Annotated in this window: 19 protein-coding genes; 2 read left to right on the top strand and 17 right to left on the bottom strand. The window is 37.1% G+C overall.

Features of this window, described 5'->3' with window-relative positions; genetic code table 11:
- Positions 1-4: 4 nt before the first annotated feature.
- The 7 genes from ACYQ2D_RS14775 to ACYQ2D_RS14745 all read right to left on the bottom strand — a co-directional run bounded on the left by ACYQ2D_RS14775 (position 5) and on the right by ACYQ2D_RS14745 (position 7,723).
- Positions 5-619, bottom strand: a complete 615-nt coding sequence (locus ACYQ2D_RS14775) for a restriction endonuclease subunit S (protein WP_243093982.1) — start codon at positions 617-619, stop codon at positions 5-7.
- Positions 612-1,952 carry a restriction endonuclease subunit S gene (locus tag ACYQ2D_RS14770; RefSeq protein ID WP_459785981.1) on the bottom strand — a complete coding sequence of 447 codons (1,341 nt, stop codon included), beginning with the start codon at positions 1,950-1,952 and terminating at the stop codon, positions 612-614. The genes ACYQ2D_RS14775 and ACYQ2D_RS14770 overlap by 8 nt, the downstream gene beginning before the upstream one ends.
- Entirely contained in the window at positions 1,945-2,961 is a 1,017-nt protein-coding gene (locus tag ACYQ2D_RS14765) for a virulence RhuM family protein (RefSeq protein ID WP_055306838.1), read from the bottom strand. The genes ACYQ2D_RS14770 and ACYQ2D_RS14765 overlap by 8 nt, the downstream gene beginning before the upstream one ends.
- A gap of 2 nt (positions 2,962-2,963) precedes the next feature.
- A complete protein-coding gene (locus ACYQ2D_RS14760; RefSeq protein WP_055306839.1) occupies positions 2,964-4,511 on the bottom strand; it encodes a type I restriction-modification system subunit M in 1,548 nt (515 codons plus the stop codon).
- Between the two features lie 169 nt (positions 4,512-4,680).
- Positions 4,681-6,045, bottom strand: coding sequence for a plasmid recombination protein (locus ACYQ2D_RS14755; RefSeq protein WP_459785980.1), 1,365 nt, complete (start codon positions 6,043-6,045; stop codon positions 4,681-4,683).
- A gap of 241 nt (positions 6,046-6,286) precedes the next feature.
- Positions 6,287-7,291: an AAA family ATPase gene (locus ACYQ2D_RS14750; RefSeq protein ID WP_055306841.1), complete on the bottom strand. Its 1,005-nt coding sequence runs from the start codon at positions 7,289-7,291 to the stop codon at positions 6,287-6,289.
- Positions 7,292-7,480: 189 nt separating this feature from the next.
- Complete coding sequence (locus ACYQ2D_RS14745) at positions 7,481-7,723, bottom strand: hypothetical protein (RefSeq protein WP_055306842.1); 243 nt, start codon at positions 7,721-7,723, stop codon at positions 7,481-7,483.
- Positions 7,724-7,871: 148 nt separating this feature from the next.
- Here ACYQ2D_RS14745 and ACYQ2D_RS14740 point away from each other — a divergent pair, with 148 nt between their 5' ends.
- Both ACYQ2D_RS14740 and ACYQ2D_RS14735 read left to right on the top strand, forming a co-directional pair.
- Positions 7,872-8,306, top strand: a complete 435-nt coding sequence (locus ACYQ2D_RS14740) for a helix-turn-helix domain-containing protein (RefSeq protein WP_055306843.1) — start codon at positions 7,872-7,874, stop codon at positions 8,304-8,306.
- A gap of 56 nt (positions 8,307-8,362) precedes the next feature.
- On the top strand, positions 8,363-9,418 hold the full coding sequence (locus ACYQ2D_RS14735) for a tyrosine-type recombinase/integrase (RefSeq protein WP_055306844.1): 1,056 nt from the start codon (positions 8,363-8,365) through the stop codon (positions 9,416-9,418).
- A gap of 3 nt (positions 9,419-9,421) precedes the next feature.
- On the opposite strand, the gene ACYQ2D_RS14730 is transcribed toward ACYQ2D_RS14735, so the two are convergent.
- The 10 genes from ACYQ2D_RS14730 to ACYQ2D_RS14685 form a co-directional block, all read right to left on the bottom strand.
- The gene (locus ACYQ2D_RS14730) at positions 9,422-9,565 is read right to left on the bottom strand and encodes a hypothetical protein (RefSeq protein WP_182436986.1); all 144 of its coding nucleotides are present in this window, start codon (positions 9,563-9,565) and stop codon (positions 9,422-9,424) included.
- A 175-nt stretch (positions 9,566-9,740) separates the two neighbouring features.
- Positions 9,741-10,133 carry a 30S ribosomal protein S9 gene (gene rpsI / locus ACYQ2D_RS14725; RefSeq protein WP_117457180.1) on the bottom strand — a complete coding sequence of 131 codons (393 nt, stop codon included), beginning with the start codon at positions 10,131-10,133 and terminating at the stop codon, positions 9,741-9,743.
- Between the two features lie 16 nt (positions 10,134-10,149).
- Positions 10,150-10,578: a 50S ribosomal protein L13 gene (gene rplM / locus ACYQ2D_RS14720; protein ID WP_459785977.1), complete on the bottom strand. Its 429-nt coding sequence runs from the start codon at positions 10,576-10,578 to the stop codon at positions 10,150-10,152.
- A 206-nt stretch (positions 10,579-10,784) separates the two neighbouring features.
- Positions 10,785-11,426, bottom strand: coding sequence for an endonuclease III domain-containing protein (locus ACYQ2D_RS14715; protein WP_022304325.1), 642 nt, complete (start codon positions 11,424-11,426; stop codon positions 10,785-10,787).
- A 54-nt stretch (positions 11,427-11,480) separates the two neighbouring features.
- Positions 11,481-12,224, bottom strand: a complete 744-nt coding sequence (gene larB / locus ACYQ2D_RS14710; protein WP_459785975.1) for a nickel pincer cofactor biosynthesis protein LarB — start codon at positions 12,222-12,224, stop codon at positions 11,481-11,483.
- Between the two features lie 300 nt (positions 12,225-12,524).
- Complete coding sequence (locus ACYQ2D_RS14705) at positions 12,525-15,341, bottom strand: bifunctional diguanylate cyclase/phosphodiesterase (protein ID WP_459785973.1); 2,817 nt, start codon at positions 15,339-15,341, stop codon at positions 12,525-12,527.
- Positions 15,342-15,571: 230 nt separating this feature from the next.
- Positions 15,572-16,489: a quinolinate synthase NadA gene (nadA, locus tag ACYQ2D_RS14700; protein WP_459785972.1), complete on the bottom strand. Its 918-nt coding sequence runs from the start codon at positions 16,487-16,489 to the stop codon at positions 15,572-15,574.
- Positions 16,490-16,600: 111 nt separating this feature from the next.
- The gene (locus tag ACYQ2D_RS14695) at positions 16,601-17,788 is read right to left on the bottom strand and encodes a PP-loop family protein (RefSeq protein ID WP_459785970.1); all 1,188 of its coding nucleotides are present in this window, start codon (positions 17,786-17,788) and stop codon (positions 16,601-16,603) included.
- Between the two features lie 6 nt (positions 17,789-17,794).
- The gene (locus ACYQ2D_RS14690) at positions 17,795-18,118 is read right to left on the bottom strand and encodes a branched-chain amino acid transporter permease (RefSeq protein WP_118701111.1); all 324 of its coding nucleotides are present in this window, start codon (positions 18,116-18,118) and stop codon (positions 17,795-17,797) included.
- Positions 18,115-18,795 (bottom strand): AzlC family ABC transporter permease, encoded by a 681-nt coding sequence (locus tag ACYQ2D_RS14685; RefSeq protein ID WP_459785968.1) that lies wholly within the window; start codon positions 18,793-18,795, stop codon positions 18,115-18,117. The genes ACYQ2D_RS14690 and ACYQ2D_RS14685 overlap by 4 nt, the downstream gene beginning before the upstream one ends.
- Between the last annotated feature and the right edge of the window lie 132 nt (positions 18,796-18,927).

Genomic DNA, 18,927 nt, shown 5'->3' with positions numbered 1-18,927 from the left:
TCATTTAAAATGATAATAGTTTATCTCTATAATATTCGTATTGCTTTTGTCTCTGCTCAATTTCGGCAGGCAGCCCGTCTACAATATCATTACAAAGTATATCAAAACGATTGAGAATATCTACAATTCTATTTTGTTCAGCTATTGATGGTAATGGAATAATAACATCATTAAGTTTATCCGGTGTCACCTCGATTACCTTTGTTCCATGTGCATATTTTTGCTTTTGGCTAAAAAACATACTTGTGTGAAAATAATACGATAAATACTTTGCATTCTGATTATGATGTAAAATAGCTGTATGCCCACTCACTGCAATCTTATTTTTTCCCGTCCAAGCTACACATTTGCACACATCTTCAATATTTTCGCTTGTAACTGCCATTATAATATCATTGGGTTCTGCAAATTTTGATTTATCTGCGGCAGTTTGGGTAATCATTGTAATTGTCTTACTAGCACTCGTTCCATAATAAGTATATATTTGCCCATAATGAATGCATGGAACTCCCTCTTCACAAAAATCTTTTTTCTGAAAGTTTCCTCCTCTTGTAATCGTAGCAATATCACTTAATTTAACAACCGCATAACCAAACACGTACTGTAAAAGTTTAATCAAGCTCTGTCTGTCTGTCTGTCTGTCTGTCTGTCTGTCTGTCTGTCTGTCTGTCTGTCTGTCTGTCTGTCTGTCTGTCTGTCTGTCTGTCTGTCTGTCTGTCTGTCTGTCTGTCTGTCTGTCTGTCTGTCTGTCTGTCTGTCTGTCTGTCTGTCAAGATTGTGTTACCTGTTTCGGCAAATGTCAACAACTGATCTCGATAAAATTCATATTGTTTATTTCGTAATTCTATTTCCGCAGGTAATCCAATATTAAGATTCGAGCAAATTGATTCAAAATTGTCTAGCACATTTGCAAAACGTTCCTGTACCTCTAATGGTGGAAGCGGAATCTCTATGTTTTCTATTGATGGGACATTAGAGTGAACCACTTTGCTTTTTATTTTTCCTTTACTTTTTTGCAATCTCGCGTTATATGTCGAAAGAACATAAGAAAGATACTTAGGATTTTGTTTATGTTTCATAACAACAATATCACCACCAGCCAAACACTTTTCATGTCCTATATAAGCAATAGACTTTGCAATATCTTCAACACTTTCACCGGTAATAGCAAATAAAATATCTCCATGTTCAAAATACTTTGGCGATGAAACATATTCTAATTTTGTATGAGATATACACTTTTCAAACCACGTATTATAAGTAGTGTATATTTCTCCATATCTAACACAAGGAATCCCCTCAGATGTCACTTGGTCACGTTTAATTCCTGAACCACGATACATCTCGGTCGCAATATCTTTTAATTTGACAATTGGAATTTGCGTATCTACTGATAACATTGTATCCCGATAATATTCATACTGCTTTTTTCTGGCTGTAAGCTCGGCTGTAAGCTCGGCTGTAAGCTCGGTGAAATTGTCTAGAATGCGGACAATTTCACGTTGTATTGGCAATGGTGGAACAGGTATTTGAATATTTCCCATTACATTACTCATAAGCTTAGGATTCCCCATGCCACGTCTTACATATTTAGGTGCTTCTACTTTCAATACATGATAGAGATACTTTATCATACAATCTGAATTTATAACTTGAAGCAATCCACAGACATTTGTTACATTGAATTTTCCTTCTCTATAAAAGACCGTTCCGGCATTTGCCCCATCAGTCGTCCACGTTAGATATTCACCATCATAAGCATAAGTATTGATTTTTCCCAATTCACCATTATTTTCGGTTTGCGACGAATACACTGGATAATCTCCCACATTATTACTAATATCCTCTTTCGATATTACAATTCCTCTGCTTATACAACAAAGTTCTGATATCTTCTTTGATTGAACTCCATCTGGACACATCTCAGCAATCAGTTCATCTAATTTACTCATTTCCACCTTCACCTCCCTGCAACATTTTCTTTACTTCTTTATCAAAATCCGAAACAATTTTCTGTGTTTTATTAAATTCAACATATTCTGAAACAGCTTTTCTATCTGCTGTCTTCTTTGAGATTCTACCTTTGCCTTCCAGAACATCATATTTTCTAAATGCTAAAAATTCATTAATACTGGCTGCAAATTCCGTCATAGTAAATGTGTTTTCTCTCTCTATCAAATCTTCTATGTAATCAAAATATCCCGTGACAGCTCGTTCCAACTGACGAATCTGTTTCTCATCAAGATAATTCTTTGCAATCGTAACATCTGATTTTAAGATTCTTCCATCAGGAGAATTTTTCCATGTAGTTAATCCCATATGTTCTTTGGTATGGTCTGCTTTTGTGTCAATGATTTCTGCAGCAGTTTGTCCGGTAATTGCGTAATGAAACTTGTTTTGAACCATTGCATAAAAATCATGTGTTGTTTGAGAATCTTTGTCATAGTCAATACTGCACTCTGCAAATATGTCTGTTATCTGCTGCCATATTCTTCGTTCGCTTGCTCGGATAGAACGTACTCGTTCCAACAGTTCTTTAAAATAATCTTTACCAAACGCTGTTTTTCCCTGCTTCAAGCGTTCATCATCCATCGCAAAACCTTTTATCATATATTCCTTCAGAATCCCTGTTGCCCATATTCTAAAGTTTGTTGCTTTTCTTGAATTAACACGATATCCAACTGAAATAATTGCATCAAGGTTGTAGAACTCCATATTTCTTTTTATATCCCTTGAGCCTTCTTGTTGAACTATTTCCATTTTGGAAACAGTTGAAATTTCATTTAATTCACCCTCTGCATAAATATTTGCAAGATGCTTACTTATTGCTGGAACACCAACACCGAACAATTCAGCCATAGCTTTTTGTGTCAGCCAAATTGTTTCATCTTTTATTACGGCATTAACGGAAACATTTTCTTCAGGAGTATTATAAATCAAAAATTGTAATTCTTTATCCATAGTTACCCCTCTATTTCCGCAATAATTGCATCTATTTCAGAACGTAGTCTATCTATATTCTTCACTGTTTTCTTTATTTCTGCATTTAAAACATCAATATCAATAACCTCTCTTGTATCTTTCTTTTCCACATAAGAGCTTACAGATAAATCATAATTGCCTTCAGCTATTTTTTCATTATCAACATTTTGGGAAACATATTCTTTTTCTTCCTTACTATCAAATAGCTGCATGATGGCATCAATATGTTCCTGTGACAATACATTATTATTTGTCTCTTTTTTATAAAATTCTTCTCCACTTGCATCTATAAACTGAATTTTCGTGTCTGTTTTATGTTTTGAAAGCACCAGTATATTTACCGCTATGGATGTACCATAAAATAAATTTGGTGCAAGTGAAATAACTGTTTCAACAAAATTATTGTCAACTAAATACTTTCTAATCTTCTGTTCTGCTCCTCCTCGATAAAATATACCAGGAAAACACACAATAGCTGCCCGCCCTCTACCAGAAAGATAGCTAAGGCAATGCAGAACAAATGCAAAATCTGCCTTAGATTTCGGAGCAAGCACTCCTGCAGGTGCAAAGCGATCATCGTTAATCAGTGTTGGATCATCACTACCAATCCAGTTTATAGAATAAGGTGGATTAGACACAATTGCATCAAAAGGTTTTTCATCTCCAAATTGTGGGGCAGTAAGGGTATTTCCCAATGCAATATTAAACTTATCATAATTGACATTGTGCAAAAACATATTCATACGAGCAAGATTATATGTTGTATGGTTTATCTCCTGGCCAAAAAAGCCTTCCTGAATCACATGGTTATCAAATTGTTTCTTTGCTTGCAATAATAACGAACCAGAACCTGCTGCTGGATCATAAATCTTGTTAATTGTAGTTAGACCATGTGTCGCTAGTTTTGCTATCAATTTTGATACGCTTTGAGGCGTAAAAAATTCTCCGCCTGACTTACCAGCATTTGCAGCATAATTTGAAATCAAATATTCATATGCATCTCCAAATAAATCTATCTGATTATCCTCAAAGTTTCCAAAATCAAGTCCTTCAATGCCTTTAATAACCGCTGCCAAACGTGCATTTTTATCTTTTACTGTATTTCCCAATCGGTTGCTCGTAGTATCAAAATCAGCAAATAACCCTTTAATATCTTTTTCTGAAGGATAACCACTTGCCGAATTTTCAATAGCATCAAATATCGCTTTCAAATCTGTATTCAAACTTTCATTTGTATTTGCATTTTTAGCGATATTAGAAAATAATTGGCTGGGATAAATAAAATACCCCTTCGTTTTAATTGCATCGTCTATAATTTCTTTTGTAATGATTTTATCATCTAACTCTGCATAGTTTACACTTTCATCTCCACCTTCAATATAATTTGAAAAATTTTCACTGATAAAACGATAAAAAAGTGTTCCTAGTACATATTGCTTGAAATCCCATCCGTCTACAGAACCACGAACTTCATTTGCTATTTTCCATATTTGAGATTGTAATTCTGATCTTTGTGCCGCACTTGACATACCGATACCTCCAATGTTATATTAACCTCTATATAAGAGTCTTTATTCAAAAAAATCTGTAACCATTCAAATCCGAACAGTTACAGGATATTATACCACATTATAGCCAAAATCGAAAGTAAAGATCAATGTCCAAAAACATAACTTTTTCGTTACTTCTCCGTTGTTATCATCTCATTTTATCTTTGTGTAACTTTCTTACCAACACCTCTGTTTCCTCAATCCTCCTCTCCAACTGTTCCAGCGTTCCCACTCGGTTCTCCGCTTTTATCTCCTCCTGCACGCTCTCCACACTATACTGCTCTTTCGTCACAAGATTCTGATATGCCACCAGCCTATAATTATATCCCTCATTCCGATAATCTGAGAACACTGGTGCCACTTCTCCCTTACTCGTCTGCCACCTCATCAATCTTGGAAACCAACAGATTCCATCCACTATCAACTCCTTGAACGAATTAAGCAACTCTCCTAATGCAGTTAGGAGACCTCGGAAGCTATTGCCTGCTTGAATTTCCCTCTTTCCCTCTACGGCATTGGCATATTCCTCTATCAATGGAGATAATGGCATATAGGAAGCAATATACTGTTTCAGGTTAGATAGACTTTCCTTAAACTTCTCAAGCTTTGAAGCTTCTTCCTCATACTCATATAATTGCGATTTCATAATGGTAATCTGATAATCTAATTCCTCTGCTTGTGCCTCCTTGCTGCTAATATCTTTATTTATTTCATCCAGCTTCTCTTTTTGTGTTTTACTCACTTCCTTATATGCCAGTTTCTTTGCAAATAAATCTAGATCTGAATCCTTGACCTGCTCCTGCAATTCTTCCAAACGCTCAGTTTCTTTGACAACTTTATATTCCATAACCGACAAATCATGATTCCGTCCCAGCTTTTTCTCAGCAAGTTCTTCCTTCACATTGAACTTGAAACACGAACCTGCTTCTTCCCTTAGTTTATCCTGTAATATTACAGATAAACTTTCCGGAGTGAATACATTACGCTTGGACACCTTCTTTGCCAGTCCTTTTTTAGCACCTTCCCATACCGGAACTCCTACCACATGCATATGAGGACTTGCCTCGTCAAAGTGTATCACTGCATTTGCCACTTTGAAATTCGGAAGAAATCTTTCCATTGTGGATAACAGATAAGCATACACATTGTACATCTTTTCCTTTTTATCCGTATGTTCTTCCCAGAACTCCTTATCCCCACATTGAAAGATAATTTCAACTGCCATATCCTGATTCAGATTGGCTACATGTTCAAAGTAATCCTCTATCCGTCTGTCAGCCCGCTTTTGCTTTTGATTATATTGTTGTACCGCTTCGTCAAATTCCTGATGATAGACATTTTTCACATCCTGATACAAACCTTCCGTTCCCCTCAAAAGCAAAATATTGTCGGAACTGTATTCCGGCGATTTATACTTTCGCAAATTGTGTTTTGCTACTCCAAGCAATTTACTCTTACTTGTTATGGCACTCTTTCCATTGCTAATGTGTGCCGAGTAAGAAACATTACCCATAGGCACCTCTCCTTCCTTCTTAAATCAGATTTCCCACTCGCTTATCATCTTGGCTTTGCCATAGATGATAACCCCCTAGCACTTTTGTCAAATCCAATGTTCCATTGTCTCTGCCAAAAATGCGGGGCTCTCCGAGGGGTTTATCTTGCTACCGCAAGAGTTTAATAATCCGTACTTTTAATAACAGCAGATTCTAAATTCTTCTACAATTTAGAATCTGCTTTCTCTACTTTACAAATTCTTAAACTCTTTTCTCAGGCATAATCCATGTCCAGAAAGCTGTTCCATCTTCCTGCTTTCCTTTACCCGAGACAATCCCTAATTTCTTCTTAGCAGATAATAAAGTATTTCTCTTAATTCCCCTATGAGATGCTTCCTCGATAATGTCATTTGATGCAATCTCACTAGCACTTCCAAAAAACTCCTTTATAAATTCCACTGCTACATCCAACTTTTTCTTACCTCTGCCTTCATTTCCCATCAATAATTCATCAATGGTAATGTCATAAGGTCCGATACAAGTCATCCCTCTATCTTCTGTCATCTCAAATCCAATGGCATCTCCTGCCGGTGCTAAAGAGGATTTATCCTGTGCCATAATGCGAATATTCGGTTTATCCCGAAGTCTTGCAACTAAGAGAACACTTCTCGCTGTTGCTTGAATATCAATAGAACCAAGTCCCCTATAAGTTGATTTGCTTCCAGATGCTTTATTCATGTGACCAATCAAAATCACTGCACATTGATACTTTTCTGCAATCATTCCAAGCTTCTTTAATACCGGACGAATCTCATTTGCCCGATGCATATCTACTGTTGCTCCAATATATGCCTGAATCGGATCTAGAATAATCAGTTTTGCATTTGTCTCTACAATTGCCTGCTCTAACCTTTCATCCGTCATGCTAAGTTCTTTTTCTGTTTCATCAATTACTCGAATCATAGAACAATCTGCTCCATTTTGTTCCAGTCTCGGCTTAATCGTATCGTCAATTCCATCTTCTGCGGTCTGGTAAATAATATGAATTGGTTCATAAGGTCTATCATCATCACAGGGAAGTGGTAGACCTTTACTCAACATTGCTGCTAATTTTAGTACTAATGTTGTTTTCCCCTCTCCTGGATCTCCCTCAATAACTGTAATCTTTCCATATGGAATATAGGGATACCATAACCAGCTCACCTCTTTTGAAACTACTTCTTCCATGTGAATTAGCTTCAATTCTACTTTCTGTTCTTCGTTCATTGCTTTTTCCTCCTAAATTTTGTGTTGTCGGTATTAGGAGCCAATGGTATAATCATCTTGTTACATATGATAACGAGTGGCTCCGCTACTCTTATCCAAGTCCGAAGCTCTGCAAAGCCTCGGACTTTTCTTTTTTATCATCTGAATGTCTATTAGCACATCTTCATCACCACCTTTTCTTTTTATCTGTCATACTGCTTGTGATTCATTTCTGAAATATCCAGTCTCTTCCCAAACTCTTTTATCTGAACAGTAATAACTATATTCCGACGAATCAGCAATCTTTATTGCTGTCCCAAATTTGAGAATTCCTTGTTGAAGTCCAACCCTTACATACTGTGCATCCTTCCCAATTGCTGCTGCAATTTCCTTTATTGGTACATTCCGTCCTGTAAAAGCTGGTAAATCAACCTTATAGATTACTTCCGGCATCTCTACCACCTCCCTTGTTATAGAGCATTATTTGCTCTGTTGTGTTTTGTATTATACAGACCTTTTATTGCTCTGTCAATAGTTTATAATTTGATGTTGACTATTTAATTTTAATATGTTACTTTAACTTATACAGGAGGTTGATATCATGAATACAGGTAAAAAAATTAAATTAATCCGAACTTTTCGTGGATTAACACAGAAAGAGCTTGGAGAAGCGTGTGGCATACACGAGGTAGCCATTCGCAAGTATGAATTAGGGAAGAATATTCCAAAACCAGAACAACTACGTAAAATTGCAGAAGCTTTGAATGTTAATGTAAATGCACTAGTGGAATTTGATATTGAAGCTGATGGAGACGTATTACCATTACTCTTTGCAATTGATGAAGTATTTGATATTTCATTAAAAGAAGTCGATGGAGAACCTGGTATGTTTTTTAATAACAAAAGTCTCATTCAATTTTTAAAAGACTGGCAGGCTATGAAAGAGTTACTCGCATCCGGAAGCCAGACCGCAGACAATTATGAGATATGGAAAACCATACGTCCAAGTGTTACAAAAGTAGTCCATGAGGATTAAGTATTTATCTGTTCGCTTATCAGCTTGCTGAATTTAAAGCGAAAGGAATGGTGCTTATGAAGTTACCCAACGGATACGGAAGCGTTGTAAAACTTTCCGGAAAAAGAAGAAAGCCTTATCAGGTCAGAAAGACAACAGGCTGGCACTACGATAAGGAAAAGGACAGACAAGTTCAGGATATGATTACAGTTGGATACGCTGCTACAAGAGCTGAAGGCTTACAGATGCTTGCAGAGTACAACAATAATCCATTCGATACCAAAGCTGCCAAGATGACCTTCTCTGATGTATATGAAGAATGGTCCAAGCGTAAGTATCCTACTGTATCCGAATCCAATGTCAAAGGATATACCGCATCCTATAAAGCCTGCGGTACCCTCTACAACAAAGTTTTTAAGGATATTCGATTAGTGGATTTGCAAAATGTCATTGATACCTGTGGTAAGAATTATCCTACTCTCAGGAAAATCAAAGTGCTTTTCAATCAGCTTTACGATTACGCCTTGAAAAACGATATTTGCAACAAAGATTATTCCAGTTTTGTGGATGTAGCACAGTACAAAGACCGCAACCCGAATAAGTATGACAGAAACAAATTTGAAAAGGATGAAATTGAGAGAATCTGGGAACAGAAAGATGATAAGTATTATCAGATTGTTCTGATGCTTCTCTACAACGGAGTCAGAATTTCAGAATTGCTTGATTTGAAAAAGGAACATGTTCACCTCGATGAACAGTACTTTGATGTAATCAGCAGTAAAACAGAAAACGGCATCCGAAAAGTGCCGATTGCCGACAAGGTTCTTCCCTTCTACAAAAGTTGGTACGAATCCACCCCCGACTGTGCATACTTGCTGCATACGGAAGACGGTAAGCATTTTACCTACAGAAACTACTATGACAGCTACTTTCATCCATTAATGGAGCAGTTAAAGATTAACCGCACACCGCACTGTTGCAGACACACATGCGTGTCCATGTTGGCAGAAGCTGGCGTAGATCAGACGATTATTAAGAAGATCGTGGGGCACTCCGGAGCTATGACACTTACAGAAAAGGTATATACCCACTTTGATATTAAGGAGTTAGTAGATGCGATTAATCGAATTTAGCAATCAATCGGTGTCATTCGCAGATTGCAAAGCAATCTTGCTCATGTTGCGCTGGCGCGCTATATCATCCAGCAAATATATTTCGATTGATGCAAGCATCATCTCAATATATTCACTGTCTGCTGCACCGCTTGTAGTAACGCGCAAAAAGGACATTCCCAGATTGCTCTGAAAATGTCCTATACATATCATTGATATATTTGTTGCATACTTGTTGCATATGTGTTGCATTCCATTGAAATTCCAGCACATCTGACAACTTCCCACAACCTCTGTAACCCTTGTAAAATGGGCTTTTCTTGATTTCTCTGTATGAGAAAAATTATCTCTTGCTGAACTGCGGAGCACGACGTGCTGCTTTGAGACCTGGTTTCTTTCTTTCTTTCATTCTTGGGTCACGAGTTAAGTAACCTGCAGATTTTAATACTGGTCTGTATTCAGCGTCTGCTTCAAGCAGTGCTCTGGAGATTCCGTGACGGATTGCACCAGCCTGACCTGTGAATCCACCGCCATGAACGTTTACTAATACGTCGAATTTGTCTGCTGTTTCAGTAGCAACTAACGGCTGGCGAACAACAACTTTGAGTGTTTCTAATCCGAAGTATTCGTCGATATCTCTTTTATTAATTGTAATTTTACCTGTTCCCGGTACTAAGTAAACACGAGCTACAGATGATTTTCTTCTTCCTGTTCCATAGAATTTTGTACTAGCCAATGTTCTTTACCTCCTATTAAAATGTTAATACTTCTGGTTTCTGAGCTGCATGGTTGTGCTCTGGTCCAGCGTATACGTGAAGTTTTTTAATCATGCTTCTTCCTAAAGGTCCTTTTGGAAGCATACCTTTAACAGCGAGTTCAAGAACCTTTTCCGGTTTTTTAGCCATCATTTCTTTTAATGTGGTTTCTTTCATTCCACCAACATAGTCTGAGTGATGGTAGTAAATTTTCTGTTCCATTTTTTTACCGGTTACAGCTACTTTATCAGCGTTAACGATGATTACATAATCACCTGTATCTACATGAGGAGTATAAACTGGTTTGTTTTTTCCTCTTAAAACTTTTGCAACTTCAGATGCAAGACGACCTAATGTCTGGCCTTCAGCGTCCACTACATACCATTTTCTTTCAATCTTATCCGGATTAGCCATATAAGTGTTCATGGTTTTACCTCCCTAATTTTCAACATATCATAATCTGATTACTTCATAAATAAAATTTATATGAAAATACTATACCGGGGCTTTTGGCTAAGTATTTTCGCACTACGTCACATTGAGATATTATATTATACTTACCCTTTAATGTCAATCTTTTTTTAAGAAATATTACAACATGAAACGCAAAATCTTTCTTGTTCTTTTTTCTCTCACGATTCCACTCCGATTTTCGGACAGATATCATTTAAGCAACATTTTTCACAATGCGGTTTTGTTCTCGCCGAACAGACTTCTCTTCCATGATACACCAGTCTGTGACAGAATTCACTGCCTTCTTCCGGTGGAATAATTTTCCAAAGTGCCATCTCCACTTTCTTTGGCTCTTTGATTCCATCTACAAGCCCCATGCGGTTTGTCAGGCGGATACAATGCGTATCTGTGACAATCGCCGGCTTTCCAAATACATCCCCCATAATCAGGTTTGCACTTTTTCTTCCGACTCCAGGCAGTTTTAATAATTCATTAAAATCATCCGGAACTTTTCCGTTATATTTTTCTTTTAACATACGCATGCAGGCACTGATATCTCTCGACTTGCTTTTTCCAAGCCCACATGGTCTTACAATTTCCTCAATTTGCTCCGGTTCTGCTTTTGCAAGTGCATCCACATCCGGATATTTTTCATATAATTTTTCTACTACAATATTCACTCTTGCATCCGTACACTGTGCAGCAAGACGCACGCTGACCAGAAGCTTCCAGGCTTCATTGTAGTCTAAGGTGCAATCAGCATCCGGATATTCCTCTTTCAATCGTTTTATGACTTCCAAAGCCATTTCCTGTTTTTCCATCGTATTTTTCTCCCGATTATCTTTGTAAAGCGGACATTTGCAAGCCGCATTCAATTATTTTATCGCAAGCCGGTTAATCTGTGTTGCAAGATAACCTGCACCATATCCGTTATCAATATTGACTGTTGCAATTCCATTTGCACAGGAATTAATCATTGTAAGAAGTGCCGATAATCCATGAAAACTTGCACCATATCCCACAGAGGTCGGAACAGCAATCACCGGCACATCTACGAGACCACCAATTACACTCGCAAGTGCTCCTTCCATTCCGGCAACCGCAACTACACAATTCGCATCCTGAATTTCTTTAATATTAAAAAGCAAACGATGGATTCCACTGACTCCCACATCAAATACTCGCTCTACTTTCGTTCCAAAGTATTCTGCCGTCTGTGCTGCTTCTTCTGCCACTGCAATATCTGCTGTTCCGGCCGTACACACTGCAACCAGACCCTTTTTTTCTCTTTTCTTTCCATCTATTTTTAAAATTCCGGAAATCGGGTCATATTCTGCAACCGGAAATTTTTCTTTTACCAGCTCATATTGGTGTACAGAAGCCCTTGTCCCAAATACTTCTCCGTTTTTTTCATATAACTTTCCTACAATATGAAGCAGGTGTTCATCCGCTTTTCCACTACAGAAAATCACTTCCGGAAAGCCGGAGCGAACTTCTCTATGCATATCCAGTTTCGCATATCCCATTTCTTCAAACGGCTCTCTCTTAAAATAACTTTCTGCTTCTTCTATTGATATTTTTCCTGATTTTACCTGTTCTAATAATTCCCTTGTTTCCATTTCTATTTCGATTGCCCTTTCTGACTGTCAAATAATTTGAACGCAGATAAGCATTCCCCCGCTTCAAGTGTGCAGAGCACTAAGCGGGGGGTGAGGGTATGCTTCTGTCGGTGGGAGTTGAAAGCTTCCACTGACAGATCACAAAGCGACTGCGTTCATGAGCAAGTAGCAAAGCGGATTGCAAATGTCCGCTTTACACAGCTTTATTATAAGCATTTCACTAAAAGAAAGTCAATCTTAATGTACTCGCTCAAAAAAGAAGTACCTGCTCATTTTTGCAAATACTTCTTTTTTCAAAATTTATACCTTTCGATACGGCATTTTCTGATACATAATTTGTTCAAATTCCTCGACAGGCATTGGATGTGCAAACCAGAACCCCTGTGCCTCTTCACATCCTGCTTTTCTTAAGACCTCAACCTGTTCCAGATTTTCCACGCCTTCACAGACCACACGATAACCAAGCCCTTTCACTACTGCAACAATCTGATGCAGAAAATACATTCCACGTTCACTTGTCTTACAGTTATCCATAAAAACTTTGTCAATTTTTACCGTATTAACCGGAATGTCAATCACTGTGTTTAAAAGGGAATAGCCTGAGCCAAAATCATCCAGCGCAGTCTGCATATTGACTTTCTGAAATCTTTCAAACAATCGTTTTACGTTGTCATAATACGATACCGTCGCGGTCTCTGTCAGTTCAATTTCAAGCAAAGCAGGGTTAATTCCATAACGATTTAAAATCTCCAGATAATGCTCAACAGTATCACAATCTCTTGCGTGGAGGATTGAAGCATTTACCGAAATCGGAATCAATTTTCTGCCCTTTTTCTTATTTTCTGCAAGAAACTTTACAACTTCTTCAAATACAAAAAAGTCCAAATCAATAATTCTTCCATTTCTTTCATATAAAGGAATAAATGCATCCGGTATCATAACAGTTCCATCCGGTCTCTGCCATCTTACCACCGCTTCCGCACCGATAATCGAATAATCAAAAAGGGAAACTCTTGGCTGTAAATAGATTTTAAATTCTCTGTTTCGCATTGCGAGGTCGAATCCATTGATAATTTCATTTTCCACTCTTTGTTTTTCTTCCATCTCTTTTCCGTAAACCTTCACACTGATTCCTGTTACCTTTGAGACTTGTTTCCTTGCATAATTTGCCGCATCAATTGCAATAGACGTATTTCCATTTGCTTCTTCAATAAAATAAATTCCTGTCCGAATCCGGATTCTGGTATCCGGAAAAATTCTTTCCTGCTGTTCTACAAAGGTTTGATTTAACCGATCTACTGCCTCTGCGGTATCACTTCTTTTTTTATACGGCATAAACAACAAAAACTGGTCGGAAACTACGCGGGTAAAATAAATCTGTTCTTCCTGCTGCATCGTTCCGATAATATAATTACTGAACTCTCTCAACAGACGGTCTCCCATCTGATATCCCCATTTCTGGTTAAAATACTTAAAGTTCTCAAAATCTGTATATACCATCACATAAGAACTGATGTTGTCATCAGCAAGCACTCGTTCTACTTCTTCTTTAAAACGGGTAAAAGAAATCAAACCGGTCAAATCATCAAACTCCGGATTTGTAAACATTCCATTACTCATGGAATTCATTAAAAACAATTTTCCAAGATGTGCTGCAATAATCTTTGTAATTTCACCTAAAATCTGCCGTTCTTCTTTCTTCCAACTGCGTTTCTCTTTACAAACCATATAAGAAACCGAACCTGCATATTTCCCCTCAGAATAGATTGCAGTATGCACCGCTGTTTTGGCATCTCCATGAAGCAGGGTTTGAATTCCATATTCACTATAACCAAGTGATTTCATCTCGTCTTTCTGGAGCACCGTCGTTCCATTCTCATCATAACTGTAAAATAATTTTAAGAAATCCTCTTTTTTATAACTTATTTTCTGTTCCAATGCCTGCGGTACATTGTCCGCTGTCCACTGATACATCTTCTCGCACATATTAACCTTAATATCCGTACGAAGCACAGTAACACGATCCAAATTAAAACTTTTACCTACAACTTCTAATAAACTGTTTACTGCGCTGTCAAAATCACATGCTTTTTCAAATGTTTCAAATGCCGTTGCCACCAGACTTCCCCTGTATCCGGATATCGGTCTTTTTCCTCTTTTGTGTTCTTCTCTTTTTTCCGTCTTTTCTTCTACACTTTGAAAGCGCTGAAGATTATCACAAAATACATACCTGTCTCTTCCGTTTTCTTTTGCACGGTATAACGCCCAGTCTGCATTTTTTAATATCTGTTCATAAGTATATCCCGAAACATTTTCCGGAAGATAACACACTCCAATACTACAGGTCATAGAGTATTCTTTTTCCTGAAAAGTCTGATTCCGAATCGAATGAACTAACTGCATAGCTTTACGAACCAATGCTTTATTGGGAATATCTTTAAATAAAATTACAAATTCATCACCGCCTGCACGCATTACAACATCTTTTTTATCACAGACCATAAGCAACAATTTTGCCAAATCTTTTAATACAACATCTCCAAATAAATGTCCATAATTGTCATTCACATCTTTAAAATAATCCACATCAATAATCATCAGACCACAAGCGGAATAAGGGTCTTTTGTTCTTAGATATTTTTCAATTAATTTCGTTCCCGCCCTTTTATTATAAAGCTTTGTGAGTGGATCTCTCTGCGCTTCTTCCTGCAGTTGCTCTTCCCTTCTTCTCTCTATCGTAACATCTCTGATACTTCCCAGAAGCACCGACTCTTCATTCAGACTTTTTGGAAGATAAACCGAATTTAAATTCTTTCTTGAAATCAAACCTTCCCCCTCTACATATCTGATTTCAATCGAATTTCGTACTTCTCCATTGCAAAATCCTACCATTTTCCACTTATCTTCCGGATGAATTTTATCTTCTTTTTGCAGATATTCCATAAAATGTTCAATTTTTTGAAGCATCTGAAACTGACCGTCATATAAAATAAATACTTCCCTTTCCGGGAAATATTCAAATAATAATAATTCTTTTCGTTTTATCATAGAAGCCAAAATTGCCTGCCTGTGTTTTACCCTCATAACCGCTTCCGTATCTTTGCATTCACCTTTCATACCTCTTACTCCCTATATTTTTTATATCCATACTATACCGCTCTCATACCTTATTTTAAAATTATACCAATTTTTTTTAATTTTGTATACTAGCCAAACGGCTTGTATTCTGTTTTAAACTGCGTTTTTTAACCGAATCAAGCAAGTCCCTGTCAGTAAAAAAAAGATGACTACACAAAATTTAAAGTGTAGTCATCTTCTGTCTATTTCTTATTTTTCTATAACGTATTTTAGTTTGCTGCAAGCTCTAACATTCTCTTTAATGGTTTTCTTGCTGATTCACGAAGTTCTTCATCTAATTCAATTTCCGGTGCCATTTTTTCAAGGCTTTCTAATACATTTTCCAGATTCACTTTTTTCATATTCGGACAGAACTGACGATGTCCAACCGAATAAAATTTCTTCTCTGGATTTTTCTGCATTAATTCATAGAAAATTCCCATCTCTGTGCAGATAATAAAGCTGGTTTTTTCTGAAGAAGTTGCATAATCAATAATCTGTGAGGTACTTCCAATAAAATCTGCTACAGAAAGTGTATCCGGTGTACATTCCGGATGCGCCAAAACCATTGCTTCCGGATGTACTTCTTTTGCTTTTAAGATATCTTCTTTATGAATGCTCTTATGTACATGACAGAAACCGTCATTAAAAATAAAATGTTTGTCCGGCAGTTTTTCTGCTATATGGCGTCCCAGATTTTCATCCGGAATAAAGAAAATATGTTCATTTGGAAGCTTCTTTACGATCTTGAGCGCATTAGAAGAAGTCACACAGACATCAGAATGTGCTTTAATCTCGGCTGTTGAATTGACATAACAGACAACTGCAACATCCGGGTACTGTTCTCTTACTTCTTTAATTTTTTCAACATCTACCATGTGCGCCATTGGACAATCCGCACTGGACTCTGCCATTACTACTTTTTTCTCAGGATTTAAAATTTTTGCACTTTCTCCCATAAATGAAACTCCACAGAACAAAATTGCATCTTCAGATACTGTTGTAGCCTTTTCTGCAAGATAATAAGAATCTCCCACAAAATCTGCAATTTCCTGTACTTCCCCATCCACATAATAGTGTGCCAGTATTACTGCATTTTTCTCCTTTTTCAGTCTGGCAATCTTTTCTTTGATTTCTTTATTGCTCATATTCCTTCCCCTTTTCATTTGGTTTAATTTTTAAAAAGCACACCAAAAGCGCACTTTCTTATTATTCTTTATTATTCTTTATTATTCTTTCTTATTATTTACTTTTTCTTATTACTCTTCCTGACTGTCACTCTTTTTACTTCCGCGCAAATCATAATCATCCAGAAAATTGTAAGCTTCTTTGTCTTTGTGATAACCGATAACCGTTCTTAAATTTATATTACGGACACTGTTAAAAATATTGGTTTCGATCACATCGCTGGTCTTTCTAAACTGCGCAATCAGTTCTTTCATCTCATCACGTTTCGAACCTCTGCCTCCGCCACAGCTGACGCAGTTTTCTGTAAAACGACATGCACACTGGATAAAATGCAGTCCGTTGTAATCTCTCCATGCTTTAATCGCATCTTCTTTTACCATGTATAATGGACGAATTAATTCCATTCCCTCAAAATTCTGGCTGTGCAGCTTCGGCATCATGGTTTCTACTTTTCCACTGTATAACATTCCCATTAAAATGGTTTCGATTACATCATCAAAATGATGTCCCAGTGCAATTTTATTACATCCCAATGCCTTTGCATGAGAATACAGATAGCCTCTTCTCATACGTGCACATAAATAACATGGATTTTTTTCGATTGTTGCTACCGTATCAAAAATTTCACTTTCAAATACAGTAAGTGGAATTCCAAGTAAATCTGCATTATCCTGAATAATTTTCCAGTTATCTTCATTATAGCCTGGATTCATTACAAGAAAAACTGCTTCAAAATGGATTTTTCCATGACGTTTTAATTCCTGAATCAGTTTTGCAAGCAGCATGGAATCCTTTCCACCGGAGATACAGACTGCAACCTTATCTCCCTCCTGAATCAGTTGATATTCATTTAAGGCTTTTGTAAATGGACGCCAGATGGATTTCCGAAATTTCTTAATAATACTTCTCTCAATTTCTTTTGTCTTTTCTTCTTTGCTTTCTTTTGTATCTTCCTCCAGAAAACGACTTAAAGAAAGACGCAGATAAGCCCGATATCCACCTTCTACATTAAAAGCATTGTATCCGGCTTTTGTCGCTGTTTCAATATAATCCTTACTTCTCTCTCCGGTATGACAGATAAAGTAAATTGGTTTCTCTTTTTCCAGCACTTCTTCATATCGTGAATCAAACTCTTCCATCGGCAGATTCACTGCCCCCGGAAAACTTCCTCTTTTGTATTCTTCCTCCGGACGCAGGTCAATCACCTGAATCTCATCTGCACTTAACTGTTCTAATTCTTCTACCTGAATTGTTTTCATAACTTCCTAAATCACCTGTATTAAAATCATATTTACGGCTGTTCCAAGCAAAATACTAAGAAACGTATTATGCTTCCATTTATAACTGACTGCAACAACTGCCACTGCCAAAAAATTTGCGATTCCTGTGTGAGAAAAATCACTCCCTGTTTCCTTTAAACAATACACAATCAGCACAGCCATAATTGCTGATGGCAGGATTTTTCCAAGATAAATCAGTTTTTCCGGCATTTTGCGTTCCCCACGAAATGCAAGAAACGGCAATGCACGCAAAAAAAATGTAATCCCCGCCGACACTGCCACAACCAGAAAAAAGAACTCTATTTTCATGACTGTGCCTCCTTTTCTCTCATCAAAAGCAGAACACCTGAAACAAGAATTAAAGAAGGCAGCATAAAGCTTCTTGCTCCTGCTATAATCAGACACAGCATTGAGATTCCAAGACCTAAAACGGCCGGTACATGATTCTTTGTTTTCTCCCAATTATCGATAAAAATAATGACAAACAATGCAGTCATGCAAAAATCAATTCCCTCTAATTTTATCGGAATCAGCTGCCCTAAAACTCCGCCTGCAATTGTACCTGCCATCCAATAACATCTTGACAGAAACGCAATCACAAACATCATGTCCTCTTTTTCTTTTCCGGTTTCCGTCAGGCTTAAATTAACTGCATAAGTTTCATCTGTCATTGTATGAATCATATAAAGAAGTCGTTTTCCCATCTTCTTAAATTCATCTACAAACGTTAAACTATAAAAGGTCTGCCTGCTGTTCATCAAAAATGCAGTCACCGCAATCGTAATAATAGAAGTTCCACCACTTAAAAATGAAACCAGCACAAACTGAAATGCTCCGGTATACACAACCAGGCTGATAAGCAGTGACTGATACCAGGCAAATCCTGCTTCTTCCATTGTAATTCCATATGCCATACTGACAAACACATAGCTGCATAAAATCGGAATTGACTTTAAAAATGCTTTTTTTATGGTTTCTTTTTGCATAAATTTTGTCCTAAAGTATCGCCAAATTTTGGTTTTCAATCCGTTAGTGGCATAGTATCACTATTGAGAAACCTTGTCAAGTGAACTACTCTGCTACAAGTAACCGAGCTTCTTGCTTCAATCACCACTCTT

It is taken from the genome of Blautia stercoris (assembly GCF_054657695.1).
Note: the sequence above shows the minus strand (reverse complement) of the source record. Positions and strands in the feature narration are given on the sequence as shown.